Here is a 25,798-nt window from a genome sequence, read left to right on the forward strand (position 1 = left end):
GGAAATCTCCACAGCTATTGTTGGTTGTGTTTGTCGTGTGGTAAATCAAAAGCTGCCCGTTTGGACAGCTTTTAACGTTACCTTAATGACAATACCGGCAAATGGCGAGTGCTGATTGCGGCATGGCCGAATCAGTCAGGCGTTGACAGCATCTCGGGTGAATCCGGATAAATGAGGCTGACAAGTCGCTCTCCGGATTTCGGTGCCAGGGGGGTCGAGGCCTCGGCCACGCGGATTTTGCCTTGCGCGCTCAGTACGAACAAGGGTAATAGCTGCCCTCCGTGAATTTCTTCATAGGCAGCCATGTCAAAATTGTCGGTAATGCTGGCGGTACGTACTTCAGCCCCCCGTGCTACCAGGCTTGCGAGCTTGGCATAGGTGGCTTCAGTATTGAACAGCAATGGCAGATGCCCCAACGCCTTGTCCTGCTGTCGCTTGGCCTGCTTGCCGGTATCTTCCGGCAGTCTGAACACCTTGCCATGCCCCAGAAGGTGTTCGAAGTGAAGCCCGGCCAGGTTATTGAGTTCGCGATAGGGCGACAGTGGCAGCAGGCGGCCGATGCCGGTCAGCTCCAGGTGCTGGGTCGCGTGTTCGGACAGCGGGTTGCCGTAATACACCGGCAGGCCTGCCATGCGGGCTTCCTGCACCGCATCCCAGCTGGTATCGGTCAATCGGACGGTAAAGCCGAGATCCACCAGCTCGCGTGCCACGGCTCGGGCCACGGGATTGGCGCCAATGATCAGAAACCCGGTGGGCGGCGGCTCATCGACCTTGAGTGCCCGTACGATGGGCCGGGACAGCAGGCTCTGGATTACCACGGTGCCAATGATGACCAAAAATGTAATGGGGACCAGCGTTTCTGCGCCTTCGACACCTGCCTTTTCAAGCTTGATGGCAAACAGCGAGGCAACGGCGGCAGCAACAATGCCGCGAGGAGACAGCCAGGCCAGCAGGGCCTTTTCCCGCCAGTTGAGCCCCGACCCGATCGTGCATATCCAGACAGAGAGGGGGCGCGCTACCCACATCAGGATGCCCAGCATCAACCAGTAGGGCCAGGTCAGTGACATCAGCTGTTCCGGCGAGATGCGTGCTGCAAGGAGGATGAAAAGGCCTGAAATCAACAGGACCGAGAGTGTTTCCTTGAACTCGATGATCGGGCCGGTAGGGACGCCTCGCATGTTGGCCAGCCAGATGCCCAGCACCGTGACGGTCAGCAGGCCCGACTCCTCAAACAGCGTGTTTGATCCGGCAAACACGGTCAGCATGAACATCAGGGTGCCGAAACTGTGGAGCTTTTGAGGCAGCCAGTAGTGCCTGAGTACCAGTCCCCACAGATAGCCCCCGATGCCCCCGACGCCAAAGCCGAGTGCCACGGTCTTGGCAAACAGCAGGACGGTATGTGACGCCGCACCGTTGCCCTGGCCTATGGCAACAAATTCGTAGACCAGTACCGCCAGCAGGGCTCCCACCGGGTCGATCAGAATACCTTCCCACCGCAGGATCTGGCTCAGGTTCTCCTTGGCGCGCAGGGTCTGAAGCAGGGGCGTGACCACCGTGGGACCGGTGACAACCAGTACGGCACCGGCTACCGCTGCAATCTGCCAGGATACTCCGAGCAGCCAGTGGGCGGTAAGCGTACCGATCACGCCCGTGATCAGCACGCCCCAGGTCACCAGTCGGCTGACGATATGGCCATGCCCGCGAAGGTCCTTGTGATACAGGGTCAGGCTGCCCTCGAACAGGATGACAGCTACCGATAGCGAGACCAGCGGGAACAGGAGATCCCCCATCAGGACATCAGGCTTCAACAGACCGGTGGCAGGACCAAAGATCAAGCCTGCAATCAACAGCGGCAAAATGGCCGGTAGACGCATCTTCCATGCCAACCATTGGCAGATCAGGGCCAGTAGCCCGATCATGGAAATAAACAGTGCAGCATGTTCCATGCGGTAGGTCTCGTCGGTGGATGGCAGGCAGTTATCGGCGCAAGACTAGCGACCTCGTACCGGAGTAGCAATCAACGCATCCTGTTTTTAGCGCGATGCTGCCGGGTTGGCATGCCGAGTACCTTCAAGTGCTTCCAGCAAACCCTGCAGCGGGTGCATCAACTGCGTCTGCGAAAACCGGCTGACCTGGCTGCGGCAGGAATAACCGGTAGCCAGCAGACGAGTATCCATGGCCGTTTGTTCCACTATCGGCCGCCACGACATATCATAAATCCTTTCAGACAGCTCACGATGTTCCGCTTCATGGCCATAGGTGCCTGACATGCCGCAGCATCCGGCAGGGACCAGCTCCAGCGAGAGGCCAAAGGCCTTGAACACCTGCTGCCAGGCCTGAGGGCTGCCACCGGCACTGGTTTTTTCCGTGCAGTGACTCAATAGCCTGAAATGGCGAGATGACGAGACTGGTGACCCGGACCAGCGGCCTGCCAGGGTAACCAGCCATTCCTGCAGCAGTAAAACCTCGGGGCAGGCACCTTGTCCCAGTGCCTTGGGGTACTCCTGACGATAGGTCAGCGTCATCGCCGGGTCGACACCCACCAGTGGTACATCAAAGTCGGCCAGCGCCTTGAGATGACGTGCATTGCGACGGGCTATTCGCTCAAAGCGTCCCAGTTGTCCCATGACCTGAGCCGGTTTGCCGTTGGGCAGAAACGGGGCCACGAACACCTGAATGCCCAGCCGATTCAACAGTGTGACGACATCTCGGATCACCTGGCTGTCAAAGTAACGGGTAAAGGCGTCCTGCACCATGATGACGCTTCGCGCCCGTGCTTCAGGTGTCAGTCTGGCCAATGTGATCGGGGTGGCTACCGGCACGCCCCAGCTTTCAAGCACCTTGTCCAGCGCTGCCCGGTCGATGGCGGGGGTATCTACCATGCCTGCCGCCTTGAAAAGGCGCTGGCCTGCCCGGCTGTTGATCCAGGCGTTATATAGGGGAGTAAACCGCGAAGCGAAGGGCAGGAGCCCTTCAAGTGAGCCGACGAGATGATTGCGCAGGGGCTGACCATAGCGTCCCTGATAAATGGCCATGAACTGACTTTTGAAGTCCGGCACGTTGACCTTGATCGGGCACTGGCCGGCACAGGACTTGCAGGACAGACAGCCTGACATGGCCTCATGTACTTCGTGTATGAAGGGATCTGCTGCCGGGGGAGACAGCCGTCGCTGGAGTGCCTGGCGCAGTTTCTGCCACCGGCCGGCCTGCTCCTGCATGCGGGCTTCCTCGACAATATCCTGTCCGCGATGGCTCTCGCGACGAAGCCACTCCTTGAACAGCATGGCGCGCCCCTTGGGCGAATGAACCCTGTCTCGCGTCGCCTTCCAGCTCGGGCACATGGCATCGTCGGGATCATAGTTGAAACAGGCCCCATTGCCGTTGCAGTACACGGCGCTGGAGTAGTGGTTCCAGAGGGCATCATCAATATTGCGGTCCAGGTCGCCACGAAACGTGACGCCATCAATCTTCAATAGCTCATCGGTACTTGCCGGCGGCGTGGCGATCTTGCCCGGGTTGAGTTGATTATGGGGATCAAAGGCCTGCTTGACCTCCTGCAGCAGGGGGTAGAGCGCGCCAAAGAATGCCGGCGTGTACTCCGAGCGTATGCCTTTACCGTGTTCGCCCCATAACAGGCCGCCGTGGCGCTTTGTCAGTGCTGCCACGGCATCGGAGATGGGCCGCACCAGCGCGGCCTGCGCCGGGTCACGCATATCCATGGCCGGCCGGACATGCAGCACGCCGGCATCCACGTGACCAAACATGCCGTAGCGCAGTCCGTGGCTGTCAAGCAATGCGCGAAACTCCTGTATGTATTCGGGCAGACGGTCCGGCGGTACGGCGGTATCCTCGACAAAGGGCAGGGGGCGCTGTTCGCCGCGAGCATTGCCAAGCAGGCCTACCGCGCGTTTTCGCATGGCATAAACGGTCGAAATGGCCGAGCGGCCCCAGGCCTTTGTATATCCCAGGCGAGTCGGGCCTTCGCCCTTCTCAAGCGTCGCGATGAATGCCGCAACCTTGTCGGCCAGGGCCTGCTCGTCATCATCGTTGAATTCCACCAGGTTGATGCCACGGGTCTGTGGCGTATGGCCGTTCGCCGAGGTAGCGTTGGGCGGAAAATAATCGGCGACGCTGTCCCAGACCATATCGTCCATCGCCAGTAGCAACACGGTGTCGTCGATGGTTTCAATGGAAGTCGGCTGACAGGCCATCAGGGCTCTGGCATCGCTCAATGCATCCATGAATCCTTCATAACGTACATTGATCAGGGCGCTGTGGCGTGGAATCGGCAGAACGTTCAGGGTGGCTTCGGTAATCAGGCCCAGCGAGCCTTCGGCACCACACAGGACACTGTTGGGATCAAGGCGGCCATCCTCGGTGCGAAGGTGTGGCAAGTCATAGCCGGTCAGGCAGCGGTTGAGCGGGGGGAAGCCGGCCATGATGGCGTCATGATGCTGATCAATCAGCTTGCGCAGCGTGGCATGAATTCGGCCACTGGCAGAGGGCTGTTGGCAGATATCGTCAAGCGTCCTGTCATCCACCGGGGCACTTTCCATCACTTCGCCGCCTATCAGGGCGGTTTTAAGACCAAGCACGTGATTACGTGTCTTGCCGTAGCTGCAGCTGCCCTGACCGCTGGCATCGGTGCTGATCATGCCACCGATGGTCGCCCGGTTGGACGTGGAAAGCTCCGGCGCAAAAAACAGCCCATGAGGCTTGAGCGCCGCGTTGAGCTGGTCCTTGACCACGCCAGGTTCGACAACCACTCGACGGCCGGCAACGTCGATATCCAGAATGCGGTTCATGTACCGGGTGACATCCACTACCAGCCCCTCGGTCAGTGACTGCCCGTTGGTGCCGGTGCCTCCTCCCCGGGGCGTGAGGACAATCGTCTGAAAGCGTGACTCTCCGGCAAGGGTGGCAATCCGGACCAGATCGGCCTGATGACGGGGAAACAGCGCCGCCTGTGGCGTGCGTTCATAAATCGAGTTGTCGGTTGCCAGCACGGTACGATCTGCGTCGCGCGTGGCGATATCACCCTCGAACCCGGTGTCTTTCAGGGCAGTGAGGAAGGCGCCATAAACGTCGGCATGATGGGGGGTGTGTTCCGTGGAAATCGTGGTCATGGGCGCTACATACTGGTTGTCGACAGGAGTGTGTTCATTCTAAAGGGGTGCGTCGCTGCCTGCGAGTCCTGTTACTGAACGGTTTCAGTAAAAATGCTCATAAGATCAGGAGGAAAGTTCACCCGTGGAGCTTGATGGCGGTTTTCCATACAATGGAGTGCAGCAACAGCCGTTACAGGCTGTCGATCCATGTTTATTGACCAGGGAATGAATCACACCATGCTTGATCCCAAAGGGCTTCGCAGCGATCTGGAAGGCGTTGCCGCACGTCTTGCTACACGTGGTTATACGCTCGATACCGCTGAATTCGAGGCGCTGGAGACGCGTCGTCGTGAGCTTCAGAGCCGTACCGAGGAGCTTCAGAACGAGCGCAATACCCGGTCAAGGTCCATCGGACAGGCGAAGTCCCGCGGGGAAGATATCGAGCCGCTACTGGCTGAAGTCAGCGATCTTGGTGAACGGCTCGAAGAAGCCAAGGCAGCCCTGGCGGACACTCAGGAACAGTTTGATGCACTGCTGGCAGGGCTTCCCAATCTGCCCCATCCGGAAACACCGCTCGGCAGGAACGAAGATGATAACGTCGAGCTGCATCGCTGGGGCACACCGCGCGACTTCGACTTCACGCCGCGCGACCATACCGATCTGGGTGCGCTGCATGGCGAGCTTGATTTCGAGGCGGCAGCAAGGCTCACCGGTTCACGCTTTGCCGTGATGCGTTCCGGCATTGCCAGGCTTCACCGTGCACTGACCCAGTTCATGCTGGACACTCATACGCTCAAGCATGGCTACAATGAAGCCTACGTGCCTTACCTGGTCAACAGCGACAGTCTGTTTGGCACGGGCCAGTTGCCCAAGTTCGAGGAAGATCTGTTCAAGCTGGAAGGCGACTCCGGGTATTACCTGATCCCGACGGCGGAAGTCTCGCTGACCAATCTGGTTCGTGACAGCATTCTCGACGAGAGTGAGTTGCCTCTTCGGCTGACGGCTCACACTCCCTGTTTCCGCAGCGAGGCCGGAGCTTATGGCCGCGATACCCGCGGGATGATTCGCCAACACCAGTTTGACAAGGTTGAAATGGTGCAGATTGTTCATCCGGACCATTCCTGGGAGGCGCTGGAAGAAATGCGCGGGCATGCCGAGGCGCTGCTTCAGGCGCTGGAGCTGCCTTATCGAGTGGTTACCCTGTGCACCGGAGACATGGGATTTGCTGCTGCCAGAACCTATGACCTGGAAGTATGGCTGCCTACGCAGGATACGTATCGGGAGATTTCTTCCATTTCCAACTGCGAAGACTTCCAGGCGCGGCGGATGCAGGCCCGCTTCCGGCTCAAGGGTCAGAAAAAGCCTCAGTTGGTGCATACTCTGAATGGGTCCGGGCTGGCGGTAGGACGCTGTCTGGTGGCCATCCTTGAAAACCATCAGCAGGAAGATGGCTCCGTACGCGTACCTGCCGTATTGAAACCTTATATGGGCGGTCTTGAGATCATCAATGCGACTGACTGATTACACGATCGGGTTGGGGATCTCTGTATGGATGTCTTGACGGTCCACTATACGCCAACAGCACTCAGGCTGCGGCTTCTGGGCGAGGGACGGCGTGCCGAGGTGCTGGCGCGTCAATGGGTAGGGCTTGGCGTAACGCTGACGCTTCACCCGCGCCAGCCACCCGAGGCATCGCTTTCTGCGCTGCTGGACGCATGCCACTGGCAGCAGGTGAATACCCCACCGACGCCTGCGCCGGGAGATATCTGGGTCATCGCGCATGAGCAGCCGGAAGATGATCTGGTATGGCTTGACGAAGCGGAACGTGCAGGCGTACCGGTCTTTGCTCCCGGCTTTCCTGACCGGTCCACCGTGCATCTACCTGGGCGCTATGTTCAGGGGCAGCCCGTCCGACCAGGCGTTGCCGGTCGTGGGCGGGTGACCCTGGTCGGGGCCGGTCCGGGTGATCCGGGGCTCTTGACCCAGAAGGCAGCGGTTTGTCTTCGAGATGCCGACGTGATCGTGCACGATCGACTGGTATCGCGTGAAATCCTGGCTCTGGCTTCTCCTGATGCCCAGCGGTTTTATGTGGGCAAGGAACGTTCCAATCACAGTGTGGCTCAGGACGATATCAATGATTCGCTCGCACGCTGGGCGCGGGCCGGTTATCACGTGGTGCGTCTCAAGGGCGGTGATCCCTTTATCTTCGGGCGTGGTGGTGAAGAGCTTGAGGTACTTGCCCGCGAGGGGGTGCCATTTGAAGTGGTGCCGGGTATTACTGCCGCGCTGGGGGTATCCGCCTGTACAGGAATCCCTCTGACACATCGAGATCATGCCCAGTCGGTACGCTTTATCACCGGGCACCTCAAAAATGGTAGTTGCGATCTGGACTGGCCTACGCTGGCGCACCCCGGCCAGACGCTGGTGTTTTACATGGGGTTGGGAACCCTCTCTGCGATCTGCGATAACCTGATAAGTCACGGTGCCTCACCCGAACGGCCGATTGCGCTGGTGGAGCAGGGCACCACGGCGCGTCAGCAGGTGCATGTAGGTACTCTGGCAGGCATTGCCGAGCAGATAAAATCGCTTGTTATCGCCCCGCCAACCCTGATTATCGTTGGAGACGTGGTGTCACTGCATGAAACGCTGGCGTGGTTCGATCCTGAAACCGCTCCAAGCCTGGGGTGGAGCCATGGCAAGCATCCAACGCCATCCACCACCTGAGATATGCCGGATGTGCATCTGGCCGATTAAATCATGAAGGAGCGGTTCAGGATCATGACGATCAGGCAAAGCAGCAGGGGAGACAGGAAGCCGCCTGCCAGCATGGCAAAAAGCTTCAGTTCTTCTCCTCTGACCGTGTGCCGATAGTTGCGACTGCTGATATGGGGGGACGGTGAGGTAAGGGTTGGTCTACTCATGAGGCAAGATCCATCTGCGCCTGAATCAGCATGTCCATCAACCCCTCGTCATTGGTCTCCGGGCGTGTGGCGCGAAGAATGATAAAGGCTGTTCGATGCGCTGATTCAAACAGGCCCCAGGCATCTTCCGGGGTTTTCCGGAACTGGCTGACCCATTGGGAAAGCCAGTGCTGGCAGGGCGTAAACTGCTCCATGTAGGCATGACCCTGATCATTCATGAGGTCCTCCAAGGCGTCGTCACCGACAGCGGTCCGGTTCTTGAGCGTACTGTTACCAATGTACTATGCACTACGTGGTTCGTACAGGAAGACCGTTACGCGACGTCACGATAGCTCATGGCTCTCATGCGACGTTCCCGCCCTTGCTGGTAGAGGGCGATTTCCTCGCTCAGGGCAAGTTCTCTGGCTACCTGGCGGAATTCGCCAACCGTGCACAGGGGGTGATTATTGGGGCAATAGAGCCAACGCGACGCCGGGGTATGGCTGGTCAGGGTCGGCCAGTCGAGTGAACATCCGCACTCAGGGCAGCAAACATTTGAAGTGTTCATGAGCGTTGTCCTGTAAAAGGGCGCATCCTTGCGCGCTATCTCTGAAACTGTCCGTAACAGAATACAAAATATTATACATCATCTTGCTTTTAGTTGTACACATCCTGTGCAAAACATGCTGTCCAAAGCGGGTGCCATTAGAGCAGGGGGGTATGACAAATAAATGACGTATTTAATCGATCACGTGATGAACTTATTTGTTTAACCCAAGTCAATGTGAGTGCTGCCCATGGCGGCAGCATTCCCTGCGTATTTACGCCCAACACTGTGTTGGGCGTTTTTTTATGCAGGAATAACGGGATCGGGAGGAAGGTAGTCAATCAACAGGCCGCCGTGAGCGGGGGAAGTCGCAACGCGTGCATTGACCCTGTAGGTGTGTTTGATCAGCTCGGGGGTAAGTACCTCCCCTGGAGTGCCCTGTGCGATCAGTTGCCCCTGATCAAGAACAATCAATTGATCGCAGTAACCGGCGGCCAGGTTCAGATCATGCAATGACACGATGCAGGTGACCGGCAGGGTATTGATCAGTGTCAGGAGTTCGAGCTGGTGTTGAATATCAAGATGATTGGTAGGTTCATCCAGTAGCAGTATATCCGGCTTCTGCGCCAGCGCCCTGGCGATCTGGGTCCTTTGACGCTCACCACCGGAAAGGCTGTGCCAGCGGCGATGCTGAAGGGCTGTCAGACCGGTATGTTGGAGGGCGCACTCAAGAGCCTGCTGGTCCACCTGTTGCCAATGACTGAAGGCGCCCCGGTGGGGTATTCGCCCCAGCGCGGCCACCTCCTTGATGGTCAGGTCTACATCGGTCACGGCATGCTGCTCTACCAGTGACAGGCGCTGTGCGATATGACGCCTGCCGAGCGTATCGAGACGGACGCCTTCCATTGTCACGCCGCCGCTGTCTGGCCGCGTCAGCCCGGCCAGACAGCGGAGCAGGGTTGACTTGCCCGACCCGTTCGGGCCCAGCAGGCCGACGGTCTGATGGCGGTTGACGGTCAGGGTGATATCGTCAAGCAGCAGATGGGCCTGAGCCTTCAGGCTCAGGTGGTGTGTACTGAGCATCATGGTCCGGGTCTGTGTCGATAGAGAATAAGGGCAAAGGCAGGGGCTCCCACCAGAGCAGTAACTACCCCGATGGGCAATACCTGTTGTGGCACCAGCATGCGAGAGCCGATATCGGCCAGTACCATGAAGTTGGCACCAATGACCACCGAGGCAGGAATCAGACGGAGATGGTTCGGCCCTGCCAGAAAGCGGGCGGCGTGCGGGATCACTAGGCCAATAAAGCCGACAGCCCCGATGATACTGACGATAATGGCGGTCATCAGCGCCGTTATCGTCAACAGTACAATGCGTACCGTCGTGACCGGTATGCCCATTGATGCGGCGCTGTCCTCCCCGAAGGCAAAGGCATCAAGCGCCCGGGCAAACAGCAGAACCACGACCGTGCCACAGGCTACCGTTCCCAGGGCAAGCAGGGCATCAGGCCAGCGTACGCCGGACAGGCTACCCAGCAGCCAGAACATGACGCTGCGGGACTGTTCAGCGTTGGCGGATGTACTGACCACCCAGGCGGTGAGGGCATTGAACAACTGAGCTCCTGCCACGCCAGCCAGGATGACGCGCGTGGTGCCCCCCTGTAATCCTCGAGCCAGCATCAGCACCAGGGTAAAGGCCAGGATGGCGCCTGAAAAGGCACCCGCCGATACCCCAAGTACACCGCCGCCGACACCAAGCAGCATGACCATGACCGCGCCGGTGGACGCGCCTGCGGAAATGCCAAGTACATAAGGTTCGGCCAGTGCATTGCGCAGCAACGCCTGAAGGATGACACCACACAGGGCCAGGCCGGCACCGGCGCAGGCAGCCATCAGGGCTCGGCTCATGCGGTATTGCCACACGATCCCTTCCTCGATGGGTGCAATATCGAAATGACTGATGCCGGTACCGTTGACGATGGCCTTGAGTGTCGTATCAAGGGAAATGGGCATGGTGCCAATGGACGCCGCCAGCGCCATCATCAGCCCCAGCATGGCACACCCACCGGCCAGTAAAAGCCAGCGTGCACGGGGATGTCCGGCCAGCCAGCGGATCATGACGCCGGAGCAATATCAGGCAGCGCCTGACTGATCCGCTCGAGTGCATCCACCACTCGCAACGAAGGATTCAGGGACTGGGCCGGCACAATGACGACATGATTGTTCCTGACGGCGCGAAGCTCTCGGGTCACCGGATCCGCGCGCAGAAACGCAAGTTTTTGTGCAATATCATCAGCGGGGTACAGGCGTCGCTCCATGTCCGCCAGCACAATGATATCCGGGTCTGCCGCGGCAATACGTTCCCAGCTGACAGTGGGCCACTCCTGAGTGGAATCGATCACGTTCTCAAGGTGCAGTTCACGGTTGATCCATGCCGGGGCGCCCATGTTGCCGGCCACCCAGGCATCGCCCTGAAGTCGCGGGCTCGAGAACCAGTACACCACTTTCAGTGGCGCTTTTTCAGGTAGGGAAGCGGCTTGTTGACGGGCCTTCCGAATGCGCTCTTCAAGCGCCCTGCCGAGGGCTTCACCCCGGGCAGGGACATCAAATATCCGGGCCAGTTGTCTGATTTCCAGCAGGATCTGCGCCATGGTGAATGGGCGTACTCTGGCCCCGTCACTATTGGATGTATCGGTGACCTGCTTGCCGATGCAGTCACTGGGCGAAACCCAGGTCGCAATGCCCAGTTCCTCGAACTGGTGACGTGTTGCCACTTCACCATGGGGCCCCAGATGGTAGGTGTACTGCGCGGCGACAAAATCAGGTCGCCGTGCCGCGACGGCTTCAAGGCTCGGTGCATTGTCGGACAGGCGAGGAATATCGCGGCCCCTGGTAGCAAGGCGTTCCGGCAGCGGGCCAAACCAGACGCCGGTGCCTGCCATCCTGTCATCAAGCCCCAGTGCCAGAAACAGCTCGGTTTCATGCTGGCCCAGAGTGACTACACGCTCGGGAGGGCGGTCAAGGGTCACCTGATGGCCGCAATTATCGATGACAAGCGGCCAGCTGGTATGGGCGGGTGCTGACCCGGCAGCGGCCAGTGAACACCATAGGGTCGTTATTCCTCCCATCAGCCAGCCCCGAATACCGATACGCATGCATTTTCCTTTTGTTATCTTATAACAATTAACGGTGACGGCGCATGATAAAGGAATTTATCCCTGCGTGCAGTGATGTGGTGATGGCCTGGCCGCGTGTTGCGCCTGGCAAAGCCTGGGTTGATCTTAATATTGGAACCTGGCAGAAAGTAACCTTGGTGCTCATGTTTAACCATAGTTAATCTAGTGAACCACGAATTGACATGATACAGGGTAATGCCATGCCATGGACGACGCGCTCACCAGTGATATCAGCCGCCCGAGGGTGGCAGGCCGGCCTTTGTGCCCTGGTATTCGGCCTGCTTTCAGGCCCTCTCATGGCGGAGTCCCGGCCTGTTGTCGTCACCACGTTCACGATTCTGGCCGATATGGGGCGGGAGGTGGCGGGGGACAAGGCGGAAGTTGTCTCGATGATTCCTGCCGGGGCTGATGTCCATGAATATGCACCGACGCCCAGAGATATTATTCAGACTCGTCGTGCGGATCTGGTGGTATGGAACGGGCTGGGGCTGGAGCGCTGGTTCGAGCGGTTCTATCAGGGGATGTCGTCGGTGCCGTCGGCCGTACTGTCTGACGGGGTGACGCCGATCCTGCTGGGTGAGGGCCGCTATCAGGGCAAGCCCAATCCACATGCCTGGATGGCACCTGCCAACGCGGTCATTTACGTCAATAATTTCCGTGATGCCCTGATTGATATCGATCCGACAAACCGCGACGCTTATACCAGAAATGCGGCGCAGTATGTGGCCCGCATCCAGGCCATCGATACCACCCTGAAAGCGCAACTTGCCCGTATTCCGGCGTCGCAGCGATACCTGGCCACCTGTGAGGGGGCCTTTTCCTACCTGACCACGGCCTATGGCTTCAATGAGTTGTATCTCTGGGCCGTGAATGCAGAACAGGAAGGCTCTCCACAGCAGGTTCGCCACCTGGTTGACGCCGTGCGCACGAAGCAGGTGCCGGTAACCTTCTGTGAAAGCACGGTCAGTGATCGGGCAATGCGTCAGGTTACTCGGGAAACCGGCGCCCGTTACGGGGGTGTGCTGTACGTTGATTCCCTGACCTCTGCCGAGGGCCAGGTACCTACCTATCTTGCGCTGCTGGCGCACAACGCCAGGGCCATGGCTGCCGGATTCGGTGTCGAGCAGAACGAGGTGACGCCATGACCGGTACGCCATCGACTGAAGGTGTGGCAGCCATCGATATCCAGCACCTTGGGGTGCGATATGCCAACGGCCATCTCGCCCTCGAGGATATTACCCTGACACTGGCGCCTGGTGAGGTCTGTGCACTGATTGGTACCAATGGCAGTGGCAAGTCCACCCTGTGCAAGGCCCTTCTGGGTTTGATCAGGCCGACGACGGGCAGCATTTCAGTGCAGGGCGGGCCGATTGCCCAGGCGCGCCGCCGAGGGAGTATCGCTTACGTACCGCAGGCCGAGGACGTGGACTGGGACTTTCCGGTATCCGTGCGTGATGTAGTCATGATGGGACGGCAGGGGCACATGAACTGGTTGCGTCTTGCCCGACGTCATGATCACGCTCTGGTAATGGCAGCCCTTGAACGGCTTGATATCACGGCACTGGCGGATCGTCAGATAGGCGAGCTGTCGGGCGGCCAGAAAAAACGGGTATTTCTGGCGCGTGCGCTGGCACAGCAGGCGGCCATTCTGGTACTGGATGAACCCTTTACCGGGGTGGATGTTGGCACCGAGCAGTGCATCCAGTCGCTGGTTCGTGACCAGGGACGGGAGGGCATGGCGGTGCTGGTCGTGACGCACGGGCTGGCATCCCTTGCACAGTACTGTGACAGTGTTGCCATGATCCACCAGCGCATGATCGCGGTTGGGCCGGTCGACACGACATTGACACAGGCCAATTTTCAGGCGGCCTTTGGTGGTCATCCGATGATGATGACTGACGAGGCCCATTGATATGCTGGAATGGCTGACCGCTCCCTTCGCCTATGATTTCATGAGTCGCGCCATCATGTGCGCCACACTGATCGGCGCGGTATGCGCGCTGCTGTCCTGCTTTGTAACGCTCAAGGGGCTTTCCCTGATGGGGGATGCGCTTTCCCATGCGGTTGTACCCGGCGTGGCGATTGCCTGGTGGGCCGGGTGGCCGCTGACACTGGCGGCCTTTATCACTGGCCTGCTGGCGGTTGGGGCCATGGGCGTGGTGCGCCGGCACACGGCGTTGAAGGGGGATGCTGTCATCGGGGTTGTTTTTACCGCCTTTCTGGCCCTTGGGCTGGTGATCGTATCGCTCAACCCGGCTGGTGTGCAGCTGTCGACCATCCTGTTCGGCAATCTGCTGGGCATAGGTGACGGCCAGGCGCTGCAACTGATGCTCATGAGCCTTGGGTGTGTGCTGGCCATTGGCCTGTGCTGGAAGGATCTGCGACTGGTCTGTTTCGATGAGCGTCACGCCTGGTGTATCGGCCTGCCGGTGCGTCGTCTCAATGCCCTGCTTCTGGCCCTGCTGTCATTGATGACCGTGGCCGGGCTGCAGGCGGTAGGGGCGTTACTGGTCATGGCGATGCTGATTACTCCCGGTGCGACGGCCTGGCTTGTCAGTCATCGGCTGGGACATATGCTTTGTCTGGCGCCGGTGTGCGGCGGAGGCAGCGCCTTTCTGGGCAGCTGGCTCAGCTTTCACACCAACACCTCGGTAGGAGGCACCATTGTGCTGCTCCAGACCGGATTATTTCTCGTGGTGTTGATGATCTCATCCTGCCTTGGCCGGCGTCGAACGCGCCGAATGGTGGCCGCAGTGGAGGCCACATCATGAGCCTGTTGCTGGAGGGGCTGCTGCTGCCCTTCACCTTTGATTTCATGAGCGAGGCGCTGTGGGTCGGTGTGGTGATTGCGGCCCTGTGTGCCTGGCTGTCCTGCTTTGTGGTGCTGAAGGGCTGGGCGTTGGCTGGTGATGCAATTTCACACGGTATCCTGCCTGGTGTTGTCATTGGTTACTGGCTTGGCGTGCCAATGGTGCTCGGGGCGGTAATCAGCGCACTGGGGTGTGTACTGGGCGCCGGGGCCATCACGTCGCGATGTCGCATCAAGGAAGATGCCGTGCTGGGTATCGCAATGACCGGGTTTCTGGCGCTGGGCCTGGTACTGATTGCAGCCTCCCAGAGTACTATCCATTACATGCATATTCTGCTGGGCAACCTGCTGGGTGTTGAAGCCCATGTGCGCCAGCAGGTATGGCTGATGAGTGCCATGACCGCTGCGTTACTGGTACTGAAACATCGGGACCTGGTGCTGTACTGCTTTGATGCTTCGCAGGCGGCAGTGCTTGGAATGCCGGTAGCCCGCCTGCACCTGCTGCTTTTGACCTTGCTTGCCATGACGTCGGTGGTGGGGTTGCAGGCTGTCGGTGTCGTGCTGGTGGTGGCCATGTTGATTACACCTGGCAGTACAGCCTTTCTCTGGACACGCCGATTCGTACCCATGGTCATGGTAGCCATGGGTACGGCAGTGATATCGGTGATGCTTGGTCTGTGGGCGAGTTTCTACGCCAATGTGGAAACCGGTGCTGCCATTGTGCTGGCGCAGTCAGGCTTTTTTCTGGTTTCTTTCCTGCTGGCGCCTCGCAAGGGCGTGCTGGCTCGCTATCTGAGCTTTCGTCGTGCGGTGCGCACGGACCGCCGTCGTGCGGCGGCGTCCTGCACTGACTGAGTGTGTCGTCATGGAAATGTCATATCCTGCCGTCAGGATGTCCCCGACGCCCAGAGAGGCGAATCGATGATGACATGACCGATGGGGAACCTGCATGAGCAGCGAGATTGAAAACCATAACGACCTGAATCCTTCTTCCAATGCACCGTTTTCAACCGTGCTGGCGCGGCAACTGTCTCGTCGCCGTATCATGCAGGGCGGTCTGGGAATGGCTGCAGCGACCATGTTTGCAGGGTTCGGCCTGCCGGGAGCGGTCAGAGCCGCCATGGCCCAGACCGGCACGCAGGCACCGTTGACACTTGGATTCAAGGCCATTGCCGGCTCCACCACCGATGCGGTCGTCGTTCCGCCGGGTTATCGTGCGCAGGTGCTGGCACCGTGGGGGACATCCCTGTCTTCCGCCGGAAGGCAGTGGTCTCCCGATATGGTACTGACGCCCGAGTATCAGGCCGGAGCCATGGGGATGCATCACGATGGGATGTATCATTTTCCGCTGAACGACGCCGATGCCTCTCGGGACTTTCTTCTGGCCGTAAACCACGAATATATCGATCAAGGCGCATTGTGGGCGCCACGCAATGGGCCGACCAATAATGCCTCGGGCGCCAGACCGGCGGATGAAGTGCGTACTGAAATCAATGCGCATGGGGTCGGGGTCGTCCGGATTCGTCAGAATGACAATGGCCACTGGCAGGTGGTACAGGATGACCGGCACAACAAGCGTTATACCTCGCAGTCTCCCATGATACTGACCGGACCGGTGCGCGGAACGGATCATGTCAGGACGGCGTGGTCTCCCGATGGTACCCGCGTGCGTGGAACAAACAACAACTGTGCCAGCGGGTATACCCCCTGGGGCACCTATCTGACCTGTGAAGAAAACTGGCCGGAAGTATTCATCAATCGCGGTGAGCTGAGCGCGGACCAGAAACGATTGGGATTTCCCACGGATCGAGGCCGCTACGGCTGGGAAACGGCCACCGGCGGCAAGGAGGGTGAGTTTGAACGGTTCGATAATACACCCACTGCTGACAGTGCCACCGGGGACTACCGGAACGAGGCGCGCGCCTTTGGCTATGTTGTCGAAATTGATCCGTACAACCCGGAGAGTGCCGGCCACAAGCGCACGGCACTGGGTCGGTTCCGCCATGAGGGATGCTGGCCGGGGAGGGTCGTCGAAGGGCAGCCGCTGACCTTTTATACCGGTCATGATTCGCGCAATGAATATATTTACAAGTTTGTTTCCCGCAAGCGCTGGCAGGCGGCTGATGCCAACCGGCCGGGTGAGACCTATGACCGTCATGCCATCGGTGACAGTTACCTCAATGACGGTACGCTTTATGTTGCGCGATTTGATGATGACGGCCGGGGTCAGTGGCTGCCACTGACGCCGGAATCCTCGATTCCAGGAGGGGGCCCCGAGGGAGCCGGCACGCTGGGCGAGGTGTTTGGCGATCTGGCGGGTATCATCATCAATACCTGTGACGCCGCGGACCTTCTGGGTGCCACGCCGATGGATCGACCCGAGTGGGGTACGGTAGATCCCGCAACCGGTGAGGTATACATGTCGCTAACCAATAATTCCAAGCGTACGGCACAGGGTACCGAGGCCAGCTATACCGAAAAAGGGACCGATATTGATCAGATGGGTGTCGGGTATGCTACCGCACCGGTCAATGCACCCAACCCGCGCCCGGATAACGAGTATGGGCAGGTGCTTCGCTGGAAGGATGATGCCGATAGCCCGACCCGGTTCCAGTGGGAGGTCTTTCTGTTCGGCAGCGCCGCCAATGAGGACCCGCGGGTCAACCGCTCAGGGCTGACGGCAGACAACCAGTTTGCCAGTCCGGATGGGCTCTGGTTCGATCAGCGGGATAGTGCCGGCCACGGCATCCTGTGGATTCAGACCGATAACGGCCTCGACAAGGGGCGCGGCAATGCCGTTGCCGAGGCGACCAATGACCAGGTTCTGGCCGTGGTGCCTGGTGCCATGGGCAGCGGCAATGCGGGTGAGTCACTCAAGCGGTTTGCCGTCGGTCCGAATGACTGTGAAGTTACCGGCATCTTTGCCACACCAGACCGGACTGCGCTGTTTATCAATATTCAGCATCCAGGTAACTGGCCTGCCATGAACAGTGATGATGCCACGGTTGCTGCTGATGGCGCTGTGCGACCGCGCGCGGCCACCGTGGTGATTCAGCGCGATGATGGCGGTCCGGTAGGGGTGTAGGTGTCGCAGGATGAGAAGGGCAGGCCTGTAATGGCCTGCCTTTTTCATGGCCCCGGTAATTGTGCAGGTTGTGCCTGTTGCCCGGTGAGCGGTAGTGTTTGAACGTTACCGGGCGTAACCTTTAGCCGACAACAAGTTACATTGATCGGGTCGGCTGCCATGAAAAAAATTCCTTTCCTGTGCCGTATCGGCATGCATCACACCGAATTCCTGTCTGCTCGTGAACGTCGCTGTATCCGGTGCGGTCAGCTTGAAATCGGGCACTGCGACGAGCATGGGCGGGTCACTCGCTGGACGGTTGTTTACCGCCCGCTGAAACGCTCATTATCCGGCCCTGCCTTCGCCTTGCCGCGCTTCCATCCGGTATCTGTCATTCAACATCTTCCCGCTGGATGATATAGCAGCGCTGAAAGGCCGTGCGGCAGGACATGTCATGAGAGTGAGCGTTGCCGCCTGGCCCGCTTCAACCAGCGTAGCCGTGCGTACTTTCTCAGATTCTGTACGTGATCGGTCTCATCGACGATATCCTGACCCAGGATCGTCTCAAACACGTCTTCCATCGTGATCAACCCCACCCAGGTACCGTTGTCATCGTATACCACGCTCAGGTGGTTATGCTCCTTGAGCATGGTGGTAAACACCTTCTCGACGCTGTCGCTTTCCTGCATGGCCGTTACCGGTCGCATCAGCGTTCCGATCTGACCATCGGGATCAGCGTGGTAGGTATCAGCCTTGTGAATATAGCCGGCTGCATGTTCATCCTCGTCCATGACCGGAAAGCGAGTGAACTGCATATGGCTGTAGTGTGCGTCGAACTCGCTGACCTTCATGGCAGGGGTGACGGTTTCACATACCGTACGCGGGGTCATGGCGTCACTGATACTGATTTCATGCAGGTTGAGCATGTTGACGATGGTGCGGGCCTCATCCTTGTCGAGTGCCTTTTCCTCCAGGCCGATGCGGGCCATGGTTGATATCTCGCTGCGCAGGTCCACGTCATCGGTCTGTCGGCTGATGCGGCGTGTAATGATTTCCGACAACCAGATAAACGGTGACAACACCCAGATCATGGGCTTGAGCAGCACTGGCAGCAGCGGTGCCAGCCCTCGCCAGTAATTGGCGCCGATGGTCTTGGGGATGATTTCGGACAGTACGAGAATCAATAGTGTCATGATCGCCGAGGCCACTCCGATGTAGGTCTCGCCAAACAGCGCCGTTACCTGTGCGCCCACCCCGGTAGCCCCGACCGTATGTGCCACGGTATTGAGGGTCAGAATTGCGGCAAGTGGCCGGTCTATGTCCTTTTTCAGTGCGGAAAGGGCGCTGTGAAGCTTTGGGCGCGTATCCTTCAACTGGGCAATGTAGCTGGGCGTCAGCGACAGGATTGCGGCTTCCATGATCGAGCACAAAAAGGAAATAACGATGGAAATCAGCGCAAAGACGATGAGCAGGATCATGAAAATCGCTATCCAGGGAAATGAATACTCATTCAAGAAGGCATCGACAGGTTAGTCAATGAAAATACCTTCGGCAGGCCGGGAAAATCCACCGTCCCGGCCGAGGCGATAGCCCGTGATATTGACCCTGGCGAACAGGGCGCGTTGCGTTACACCGCTGGCGGTGTCGCAGGCGTTACACCAAGATCACAGGCAATGGCATGACGGCCTGTCAGCAGGTTGGCCAGGCTGGCCAGACACAGCACTGCCAGCAGTTTCAGTCGTGCGCCTTCGCCGACGCCGACAAGACGCTTTGAAGCCTCGATCGGGGCTACATTGGCCCGCATGTCACCGCGCCACCGCACTACAAGGGAGGCCCGCGGCGCATCGATATACTCGATACGACGTACGCTATCGATCATGAAGCCCACGGCACAGTCACCACAGCTGACCACCAGGATCTGATCGGCAGGCGATTGAGTATCGCGGCCCAGCAGCGCCCTGAGATCCACCACGGAGACGGTTCGGTCCAGATGACGGAATGTTCCGATAAACAAGCCCGAATCAGAAAGTGGCGTAATGGTCTCCGGAATGGGAAGTACGGCATCAATCTGTGTCAGCGGCGTTACGAAGTCGCCCCCGGCGCCGTAGCTCATGAAGGCAAAACGCTGCCACTCCTGTGCCGTCTGATGATATTCATCCACGGCACTCAGGCTGGCATGTATGGCGGCCAGTCCGGTCAGAGCCTCGGAGTCAAACAGTGAGCGATGATCCAGCAACAGCGCGTCCTTGAGCCCGGGTGGGGCCAGCAGGCCACGGACATGACGGATGCCTTGCTGGTCATCGGCGGTCAGCAGGCGGCAATTGTCTTCCGTGTAGTCCGCCATCCTTTCCAGCCGTGTGATGGCCAGGGCGATACGCCCCTGCGGGCTGTCGAGGACCACGAGCTGATGGTTGTGTGGCGGGGTGGCCTTGTAACCCATCAGCACGCGGGGGTCGAATACCGGGATGATATCCTTTCGAACCTGTTGATTGCCCAGATAACCGGGCAGCCGTGTCGAGGGCTCCTTCAGGGCATGACTGTTGAGGACTTCGCGCACCACGACCGTATCCACGGCAAAGCGGAGGTCACCGCATTCCATGATCAATGCCCTGTGACGGTCGGGCAGTTCGGCAACGGCGGAACTTTCTGCCTCGGAAGGGCCTCTTTGCGCGGTGTTGTCAAAGCTGAGCAGCATGCCTTCGAGGGCGAACAGGGCATCCATGTCAAGTACATGGATCGGGCGCTGTTCATCGGGGTGAATGAAGACGTGGGGCGTCAGGGCATCAGTGGCACCCTGTGCGCTCCCGAGCTCCTGCAGATCGGATGATTCGATACTGACCACATCACGAACATGATGCACTCGCAGCCCGAACCGTCCCCCCCTGTAACTGACGATGGCGATTTGATCGCTGGTCTGCTGAGCACTCTGGCTGCTGTCAAATCCCAGTAGCCGCGACAGATCGATGGTCGGAATCAATGCCCCTCGCAGCGCAAAGCTGCCCAGCGCCCATTCCGGCATGCGGGGCCTGGGCGCCAGCGGTCCGGCCAGGGTGGTGACCTCGAGCAGGTTGTCGGCACTCAGTGCAACATCCGTGGCGCCAAGGTTGAGAATGCCGAAGATCCGAATGCTCATGAGACCGTCCCGGTTTGCCTGGCACTGGCATGAACGACCTCCGAGATGGATGCGATGGAGGTCGCCTGGGTATCCGCCAGCTGAGTAATCAATTGATCAACCTGTCTGGCGGTACTTAATTGCGATGCGGTCGTTCTGGCAATGGTTTCAATGGATTCGGTGGTTTGCTCAACACCTTCGGCAATCCGGTTGAACGAATCCCGGGCTCTGGCGGAAATATCATTGCCCTGTTGAATGCGCTTGTTGGACTCGTTCAGCAGACGGGTAATCTGGCGGGTGGCTTCGGCAGATTTTTCAGCAAGCTTGCGCACTTCGTCAGCGACAACGGAAAAGCCCAGTCCATGTTCTCCGGCGCGGGCGGCTTCGATGGCGGCATTGAAGGCCAGAAGGTTGGTCTGAGAAGCAATCTCGCCAATGACAGCCACAATTTCGCCAATGTCTTCAGACGACTTTGAAATGGCTTCCATGGCATCCGCGGACTGCTGCAGGGACTGGGTGCCGGAGGACGCATCACGCTGGGTGGCGCGTGCCAGTTCACGAGTCAGCTGTGTATTTTCGGCAATCGAGCTGATGGACTGGTTGAGTTCTCCGACAGACTTGCGCATGGCGTCGGACTGCGACTGGATATGCTCTTCCAGCTCGACCTGCGCAGTAATGTCGGTGGCAAACTTGACCACGCGACAGGGGTTGCCATCGATATCGAAAATCGGGTTATAGGTCGCCTGAATCCATACGCGGCGGTCAAACTTCCCAAGCCGCATGAAGCGGCCGGTAAAGAACTCGCCACGGCTCAGGGATTGCCAGAAATCACGGTACTCCGTGCTTTGAATGTAAGCACGTGGACAGAACATACTGTGATGCTGCCCTTCGATATCATCTGCCTGGTAGCCAAGGGTATTCAGAAAGTTCTGGTTGGCCTTGAGGATATTGCCCTTGAGGTCAAATTCAATCACCGCCTGAGCACGATCAATGGCATTGACCTTGCCTTCATAGTCGATGTTGAGGCTCTTCTGCCGGGTAATATCGGAAGCCAGCTTGATGATGCGTACCGGCCTGCCGCTGGCATCGAGAATGGGGTTGTACGTTGCCTGCAGCCAGATATCCCGTCCGCGCCGGTCCCGGCGCCTGAATTCACCGGAGAGAAAGGCGCCTTCCGCCAGCTTCTCCCAGAAGTGCTGATATTCTTCGCTGTTGGCATAGGATGGCTCGCAAAACAGTCGGTGCGGTTGCCCCTTGATCTCTGCCAGGGTATACCCCGTCGCCTTCAGGAACCCTTCGTTGGCATCAAGCACTCTGCCTTCCAGGTCAAATTCAACCACCGCCTGAGAGCGGTTGATGGCTTCTATCTTGCCTTCATATTCAGCGGCGCGCTGCTTTCTTGGCGTGATGTCGGAGGCAAACTTGATCACCTTCACGGGACGATCATACTCATCAAGAACCGGGGTATAACTGGCCTGAATCCATACTTCACGCCCGCCCTTGGCCAGCCGACGAAACGATCCGGTTTCATGCTTGCCATCGGCCAGCCGGCGCCAGAAGGTCTGATAGGACGGGCTGGAAACCGTCTCGTCGTCACAGAACAGACGATGATGCTCACCAACCACTTCCTCGAGGGTATACCCCATCAGGTCCAGAAAATTCTGATTGGCATCCAGTACCTTTCCGTCGAGTCCGAATTCGATCAATGCCTGAGAGCGGCTGATTGCCTGCCTGAAAAAATCCTGTGGGATCGAGCTATCCTGCGTCATGGACATCATGTTTCTCCAGTAATACTGGCCTGAGAGGGTCAGGGAGTGGGTCAGCATCTGTCGCTATTATCGGTATCACCGGGCATGGCTTGAGGAGGTACTGTCTGGTAGGGCAAATAAAACAGAGGCATTGGCATGACATCGTCCGAGTCGCTCCCTGCGATAGCCTCGGGTCGAAATGAGGTATGGAACGTTCAAAAGGGCCTGCCCGATAAACGATGTCATCGGGCAGGCCATGATGGTGTGATGCAACTGCGCCGCTTGATCATCATGAGATCATGAAGGTTGTGGCTGGCGGCCGGTCATTTCATGACGATCATCTGGAGGCTGGTTATCCTGGTGACCTCACTGCTTCAAGAGTGGATGAAGCCTCGCGTTGACAAAGCCCTTTATATCCGACGTCAGTATCCGGTTATGTCTCCCGCTTCCTGCAATGCATGACAGGGGGACACCCAGCTCACGGGCCAGTTTTCTGGCCGAGGGCGCTGCATGGGGTATCTTCGGGGTATGAGTGATAGTGCTCATTTCAGTGACTCATTGCTCAGCTATCGAGGGGGTTGGTTTTTTTACTGGAGACAGAGAGGGATACCCGTGCATCTTCCAGGGTCTGCTCCGATATCAGGCCGGCATCCGTGAGCGCGGTCAGTGCCTTGAAGGCGATGTAATACCGGTCCACTTCAAAAAATGACCTCAGCGCCTGGCGGGTATCGGAACGGCCAAACCCGTCCGTGCCCAGTACATGAAAGTCGTTTGGAACCCATGGCCTTATCTGGTCAACATAAAGCTTCATGTAGTCCGTGACGGCAATGACCGGGCCGTGGTGGGCTTCAAGCTGTGACATCACCCATGGTTTTTCATGAATTTCACCGGGGCGGTGAAGCCGCTTATGGTCGTAATCAAGTCCGTCTCGGCGAAGTTCGTTGAAGCTGGTGGCGCTCCACACGTTTGCGGCGACATTGAATCCTGCCAGCAGGCCGGCCGCTGCCTCGGCTTCCGGCAACAGGGCACCTGATCCCATCAACTGCACGGCGGGCCATTTTTGCATGTCGCGGGCTTTCTTCAGCAAGTACAGGCCCCTGATGATGCCTTCTTCACAGTTCTCCGGCATCGCCGGGTGGGTATGGTTTTCATTCATTACCGTGAGGTAATAAAACCGCTCATTGCCTTTTTCAAACATGTCTACCAGACCATGTCGGATAATCACGGCCACTTCATGGGCGTAGGTAGGGTCATAACTGCGGCAGTTGGGGATGAAGGAGGCCGATAGATGGCTATGGCCATCCTGATGTTGCAGCCCCTCACCATTGATGGTGGTTCGTCCGGCGGTCCCTCCGATGAGAAATCCGCGAGCCAGCATATCGCCGGCTGCCCAGGCCAGATCGCCTACGCGTTGAAAACCGAACATGGCATAAAAGATATAAAAGGGGATCACTGCCCTCGCGTGATTGGCCTCGGCGGTGGCCGCCGCCAGCCAGGACGACATGGCACCGGCTTCCGTAATACCTTCTTCAAGTATCTGCCCCTGCCGGTCTTCGCGATAAAACATGATCTGGCCCGCATCGGCTGGCTGATATTTCTGCCCTTCATGGGCATAGATACCCACCTGTCGGAACAGGCCTTCCATGCCGAACGTTCGGGCTTCATCCGGCACGATCGGAACGATACGGCTGCCCAGCTCCTTGTCCTTCAGTAGCCCGGAAAGAATCCTGGCAAAGGCCATGGTGGTGGATACCGTCCGTTCACCGGTCCCCTTGAGCTGGCTTGCAAATGCCTTGTCTGTCAGTGATGGGATCGACAGGGAACGTCTGGTGGTTGAGCGTGCCGGCAGATAGCCTCCGAGCAACTCTCGACGAGCATGAAGATAACGCATGTCCGGGCTATCGGTATCAGGTCGGTAATAGGGCATGCCATCCTGAAGCGCTTCATCGCTGAAGGGCATGTGGAGGCGGTCCCTGAGGGTGCAGCGTCCCTTCACCGACATGGTCTTGATATTGTGGGCTTCCATGTCCGCCTCACCATTGTCGCTGCCCAGCGCATAGCCCTTGACGGTATGGGCAAGGATGACCGTAGGCCGGCCGTCATTATTGCGGGTTGCAGCCCGGTAGGCCGCGTAAATCTTGCGGGGGTCGTGTCCACCACGCTGCAGTTGTGCAATCTGTTCATCGGATAGTGATGAGACCCGCTCAAGCAGTTCCGGAAACTTTCCGAAGAAATGCTTGCGCGTATAGGCCGGACCCTGTGCCTTGTAGCTCTGGTATTCGCCATCGACGGTTGAATCGATGCAGTGTTGCAGCAGACCATCATGGTCGTTGTCCAGAAGGGTATCCCACGCACTTCCCCACACCACCTTGATCACATTCCAGCCACAGCCTCGAAATGTACTTTCCAGCTCATCCATGATCCTGCTGTTACCCCTGACCGGACCATCCAGCCGTTGCAGGTTACAGTTGACGACAAAGATGAGGTGATCAAGGCGCTCTCGACTGGCGACGTTGAGTGCTCCCAGTGTTTCAACTTCATCGCATTCTCCATCTCCCAGAAATGCCCACACCTTGCGATTGTCCAGCGGACAGAGGCCGCGATGATCCAGATACTTCATGAGCCGGGCCTGATAAATGGCCTGCAGAGGACCAAGGCCCATGGAGACCGTCGAAAACTGCCAGTACGCTGGCATCAGGTATGGGTGAGGGTAGGAGGACAGGCCACTACCGCCAGCCTCCTGACGAAAGCCATCCAGCCTGGCTTCATCGAACCGGCCTTCCAGAAAGGAACGGCTGTATATGCCCGGGGCGATATGCCCCTGAAAGTAGATCAGATCACCCTGATGATGCTCGGTGGAAGCCTTGAAGAAGTGGTTGAAGCCAACGTCATATAACGTGCAGCTCGACATGAAGCTTGCCAGGTGGCCCCCCAGGCTTTTGTCCTTCTGATTGGCGCGTACCACCATGGCAATACTGTTCCAGCGAATCGCCGCGCGCAGTCGTTTCTCAGCGGCTAAATCACCCGGGTAATCAGGTTCATCTGCCCGAGCAAGGGTGTTTCGGTGGGGCGTACAGGCATGGCCGAGTGACATGTCATGTTTCAAGCATTCACGTGTCAGGCTCGAGAGCACAAGCTCGGCCCGATCCTTGCCCTCGAAGTGGATGAGCGATCGCAGCGCTTCCAGCCATTCCCGGGTTCCGTGTGTATCTGTATCCCGCACCATGTTCAGGTATCTCGCGTTGTCAGTGTCCCTGAAACGCTACTCCCTGGCGGAATGCTTCAACAATCCCTTCTCGTGGGAATCAGTTGCCCATTTTCGGTAATAATGACGT

Annotated in this window: 21 protein-coding genes; 8 read left to right on the plus strand and 13 right to left on the minus strand. The window is 58.4% G+C overall.

Features of this window, described 5'->3' with window-relative positions:
• Positions 1-131: 131 nt before the first annotated feature.
• The gene (locus NAT21_RS07010) at positions 132-1,946 is read right to left on the minus strand and encodes a cation:proton antiporter (RefSeq protein WP_250936638.1); all 1,815 of its coding nucleotides are present in this window, start codon (positions 1,944-1,946) and stop codon (positions 132-134) included.
• 87 nt (positions 1,947-2,033) lie between these two features.
• Positions 2,034-5,126, minus strand: coding sequence for a D-2-hydroxyglutarate dehydrogenase YdiJ (gene ydiJ, locus NAT21_RS07015; RefSeq protein WP_250936639.1), 3,093 nt, complete (start codon positions 5,124-5,126; stop codon positions 2,034-2,036).
• A 219-nt stretch (positions 5,127-5,345) separates the two neighbouring features.
• Between ydiJ and serS the strand changes: the two genes are divergently transcribed.
• Both serS and cobA read left to right on the plus strand, forming a co-directional pair.
• A complete protein-coding gene (gene serS / locus NAT21_RS07020) occupies positions 5,346-6,629 on the plus strand; it encodes a serine--tRNA ligase (protein WP_250936640.1) in 1,284 nt (427 codons plus the stop codon).
• 27 nt (positions 6,630-6,656) lie between these two features.
• The gene (cobA, locus tag NAT21_RS07025; protein ID WP_350355161.1) at positions 6,657-7,832 is read left to right on the plus strand and encodes a uroporphyrinogen-III C-methyltransferase; all 1,176 of its coding nucleotides are present in this window, start codon (positions 6,657-6,659) and stop codon (positions 7,830-7,832) included.
• Positions 7,833-7,858: 26 nt separating this feature from the next.
• Here the strand turns inward: cobA and NAT21_RS07030 are convergent, their stop codons facing one another.
• The 6 genes from NAT21_RS07030 to NAT21_RS07055 all read right to left on the minus strand — a co-directional run bounded on the left by NAT21_RS07030 (position 7,859) and on the right by NAT21_RS07055 (position 11,709).
• Complete coding sequence (locus NAT21_RS07030) at positions 7,859-8,029, minus strand: hypothetical protein (protein ID WP_250936641.1); 171 nt, start codon at positions 8,027-8,029, stop codon at positions 7,859-7,861.
• Positions 8,026-8,247: a hypothetical protein gene (locus NAT21_RS07035; RefSeq protein WP_250936642.1), complete on the minus strand. Its 222-nt coding sequence runs from the start codon at positions 8,245-8,247 to the stop codon at positions 8,026-8,028. Before NAT21_RS07035 ends, NAT21_RS07030 begins: the two co-directional genes overlap by 4 nt.
• A gap of 95 nt (positions 8,248-8,342) precedes the next feature.
• Entirely contained in the window at positions 8,343-8,576 is a 234-nt protein-coding gene (locus tag NAT21_RS07040; RefSeq protein ID WP_250936643.1) for a hypothetical protein, read from the minus strand.
• Positions 8,577-8,858: 282 nt separating this feature from the next.
• A complete protein-coding gene (locus NAT21_RS07045) occupies positions 8,859-9,641 on the minus strand; it encodes an ABC transporter ATP-binding protein (RefSeq protein ID WP_250936644.1) in 783 nt (260 codons plus the stop codon).
• Positions 9,638-10,672 carry a FecCD family ABC transporter permease gene (locus NAT21_RS07050; RefSeq protein ID WP_250936645.1) on the minus strand — a complete coding sequence of 345 codons (1,035 nt, stop codon included), beginning with the start codon at positions 10,670-10,672 and terminating at the stop codon, positions 9,638-9,640. The genes NAT21_RS07045 and NAT21_RS07050 overlap by 4 nt, the downstream gene beginning before the upstream one ends.
• Positions 10,669-11,709 carry an ABC transporter substrate-binding protein gene (locus tag NAT21_RS07055; RefSeq protein WP_250936646.1) on the minus strand — a complete coding sequence of 347 codons (1,041 nt, stop codon included), beginning with the start codon at positions 11,707-11,709 and terminating at the stop codon, positions 10,669-10,671. The genes NAT21_RS07050 and NAT21_RS07055 overlap by 4 nt, the downstream gene beginning before the upstream one ends.
• A 221-nt stretch (positions 11,710-11,930) precedes the next feature.
• Here NAT21_RS07055 and NAT21_RS07060 point away from each other — a divergent pair, with 221 nt between their 5' ends.
• The 6 genes from NAT21_RS07060 to NAT21_RS07085 all read left to right on the plus strand — a co-directional run bounded on the left by NAT21_RS07060 (position 11,931) and on the right by NAT21_RS07085 (position 18,020).
• Positions 11,931-12,875: a metal ABC transporter substrate-binding protein gene (locus NAT21_RS07060; protein ID WP_250936647.1), complete on the plus strand. Its 945-nt coding sequence runs from the start codon at positions 11,931-11,933 to the stop codon at positions 12,873-12,875.
• Positions 12,872-13,642 carry a metal ABC transporter ATP-binding protein gene (locus NAT21_RS07065; protein WP_250936648.1) on the plus strand — a complete coding sequence of 257 codons (771 nt, stop codon included), beginning with the start codon at positions 12,872-12,874 and terminating at the stop codon, positions 13,640-13,642. The genes NAT21_RS07060 and NAT21_RS07065 overlap by 4 nt, the downstream gene beginning before the upstream one ends.
• A 1-nt stretch (position 13,643) precedes the next feature.
• Entirely contained in the window at positions 13,644-14,501 is an 858-nt protein-coding gene (locus NAT21_RS07070) for a metal ABC transporter permease (RefSeq protein WP_250936658.1), read from the plus strand.
• On the plus strand, positions 14,498-15,394 hold the full coding sequence (locus NAT21_RS07075; RefSeq protein ID WP_250936660.1) for a metal ABC transporter permease: 897 nt from the start codon (positions 14,498-14,500) through the stop codon (positions 15,392-15,394). The genes NAT21_RS07070 and NAT21_RS07075 overlap by 4 nt, the downstream gene beginning before the upstream one ends.
• Positions 15,395-15,488: 94 nt before the next feature.
• Complete coding sequence (locus NAT21_RS07080; RefSeq protein ID WP_250936662.1) at positions 15,489-17,624, plus strand: PhoX family protein; 2,136 nt, start codon at positions 15,489-15,491, stop codon at positions 17,622-17,624.
• A gap of 159 nt (positions 17,625-17,783) precedes the next feature.
• Positions 17,784-18,020 carry a hypothetical protein gene (locus NAT21_RS07085; RefSeq protein WP_250936664.1) on the plus strand — a complete coding sequence of 79 codons (237 nt, stop codon included), beginning with the start codon at positions 17,784-17,786 and terminating at the stop codon, positions 18,018-18,020.
• Positions 18,021-18,055: 35 nt separating this feature from the next.
• On the opposite strand, the gene NAT21_RS07090 is transcribed toward NAT21_RS07085, so the two are convergent.
• The 5 genes from NAT21_RS07090 to aceE all read right to left on the minus strand — a co-directional run bounded on the left by NAT21_RS07090 (position 18,056) and on the right by aceE (position 25,689).
• On the minus strand, positions 18,056-19,081 hold the full coding sequence (locus NAT21_RS07090; RefSeq protein ID WP_250936675.1) for a CNNM domain-containing protein: 1,026 nt from the start codon (positions 19,079-19,081) through the stop codon (positions 18,056-18,058).
• A gap of 149 nt (positions 19,082-19,230) precedes the next feature.
• Positions 19,231-20,736 carry a chemotaxis protein CheW gene (locus NAT21_RS07095; protein ID WP_250936677.1) on the minus strand — a complete coding sequence of 502 codons (1,506 nt, stop codon included), beginning with the start codon at positions 20,734-20,736 and terminating at the stop codon, positions 19,231-19,233.
• A complete protein-coding gene (locus tag NAT21_RS15505; RefSeq protein ID WP_284732666.1) occupies positions 20,733-22,493 on the minus strand; it encodes a methyl-accepting chemotaxis protein in 1,761 nt (586 codons plus the stop codon). The genes NAT21_RS07095 and NAT21_RS15505 overlap by 4 nt, the downstream gene beginning before the upstream one ends.
• 336 nt (positions 22,494-22,829) lie before the next feature.
• Complete coding sequence (locus NAT21_RS15585) at positions 22,830-23,009, minus strand: E3 binding domain-containing protein (RefSeq protein WP_350355162.1); 180 nt, start codon at positions 23,007-23,009, stop codon at positions 22,830-22,832.
• A gap of 16 nt (positions 23,010-23,025) precedes the next feature.
• Positions 23,026-25,689, minus strand: a complete 2,664-nt coding sequence (aceE, locus tag NAT21_RS07110) for a pyruvate dehydrogenase (acetyl-transferring), homodimeric type (RefSeq protein ID WP_250936679.1) — start codon at positions 25,687-25,689, stop codon at positions 23,026-23,028.
• Between the last annotated feature and the right edge of the window lie 109 nt (positions 25,690-25,798).

It is taken from the genome of Larsenimonas rhizosphaerae (assembly GCF_023700005.1).
GTDB lineage: Bacteria > Pseudomonadota > Gammaproteobacteria > Pseudomonadales > Halomonadaceae > Larsenimonas > Larsenimonas rhizosphaerae.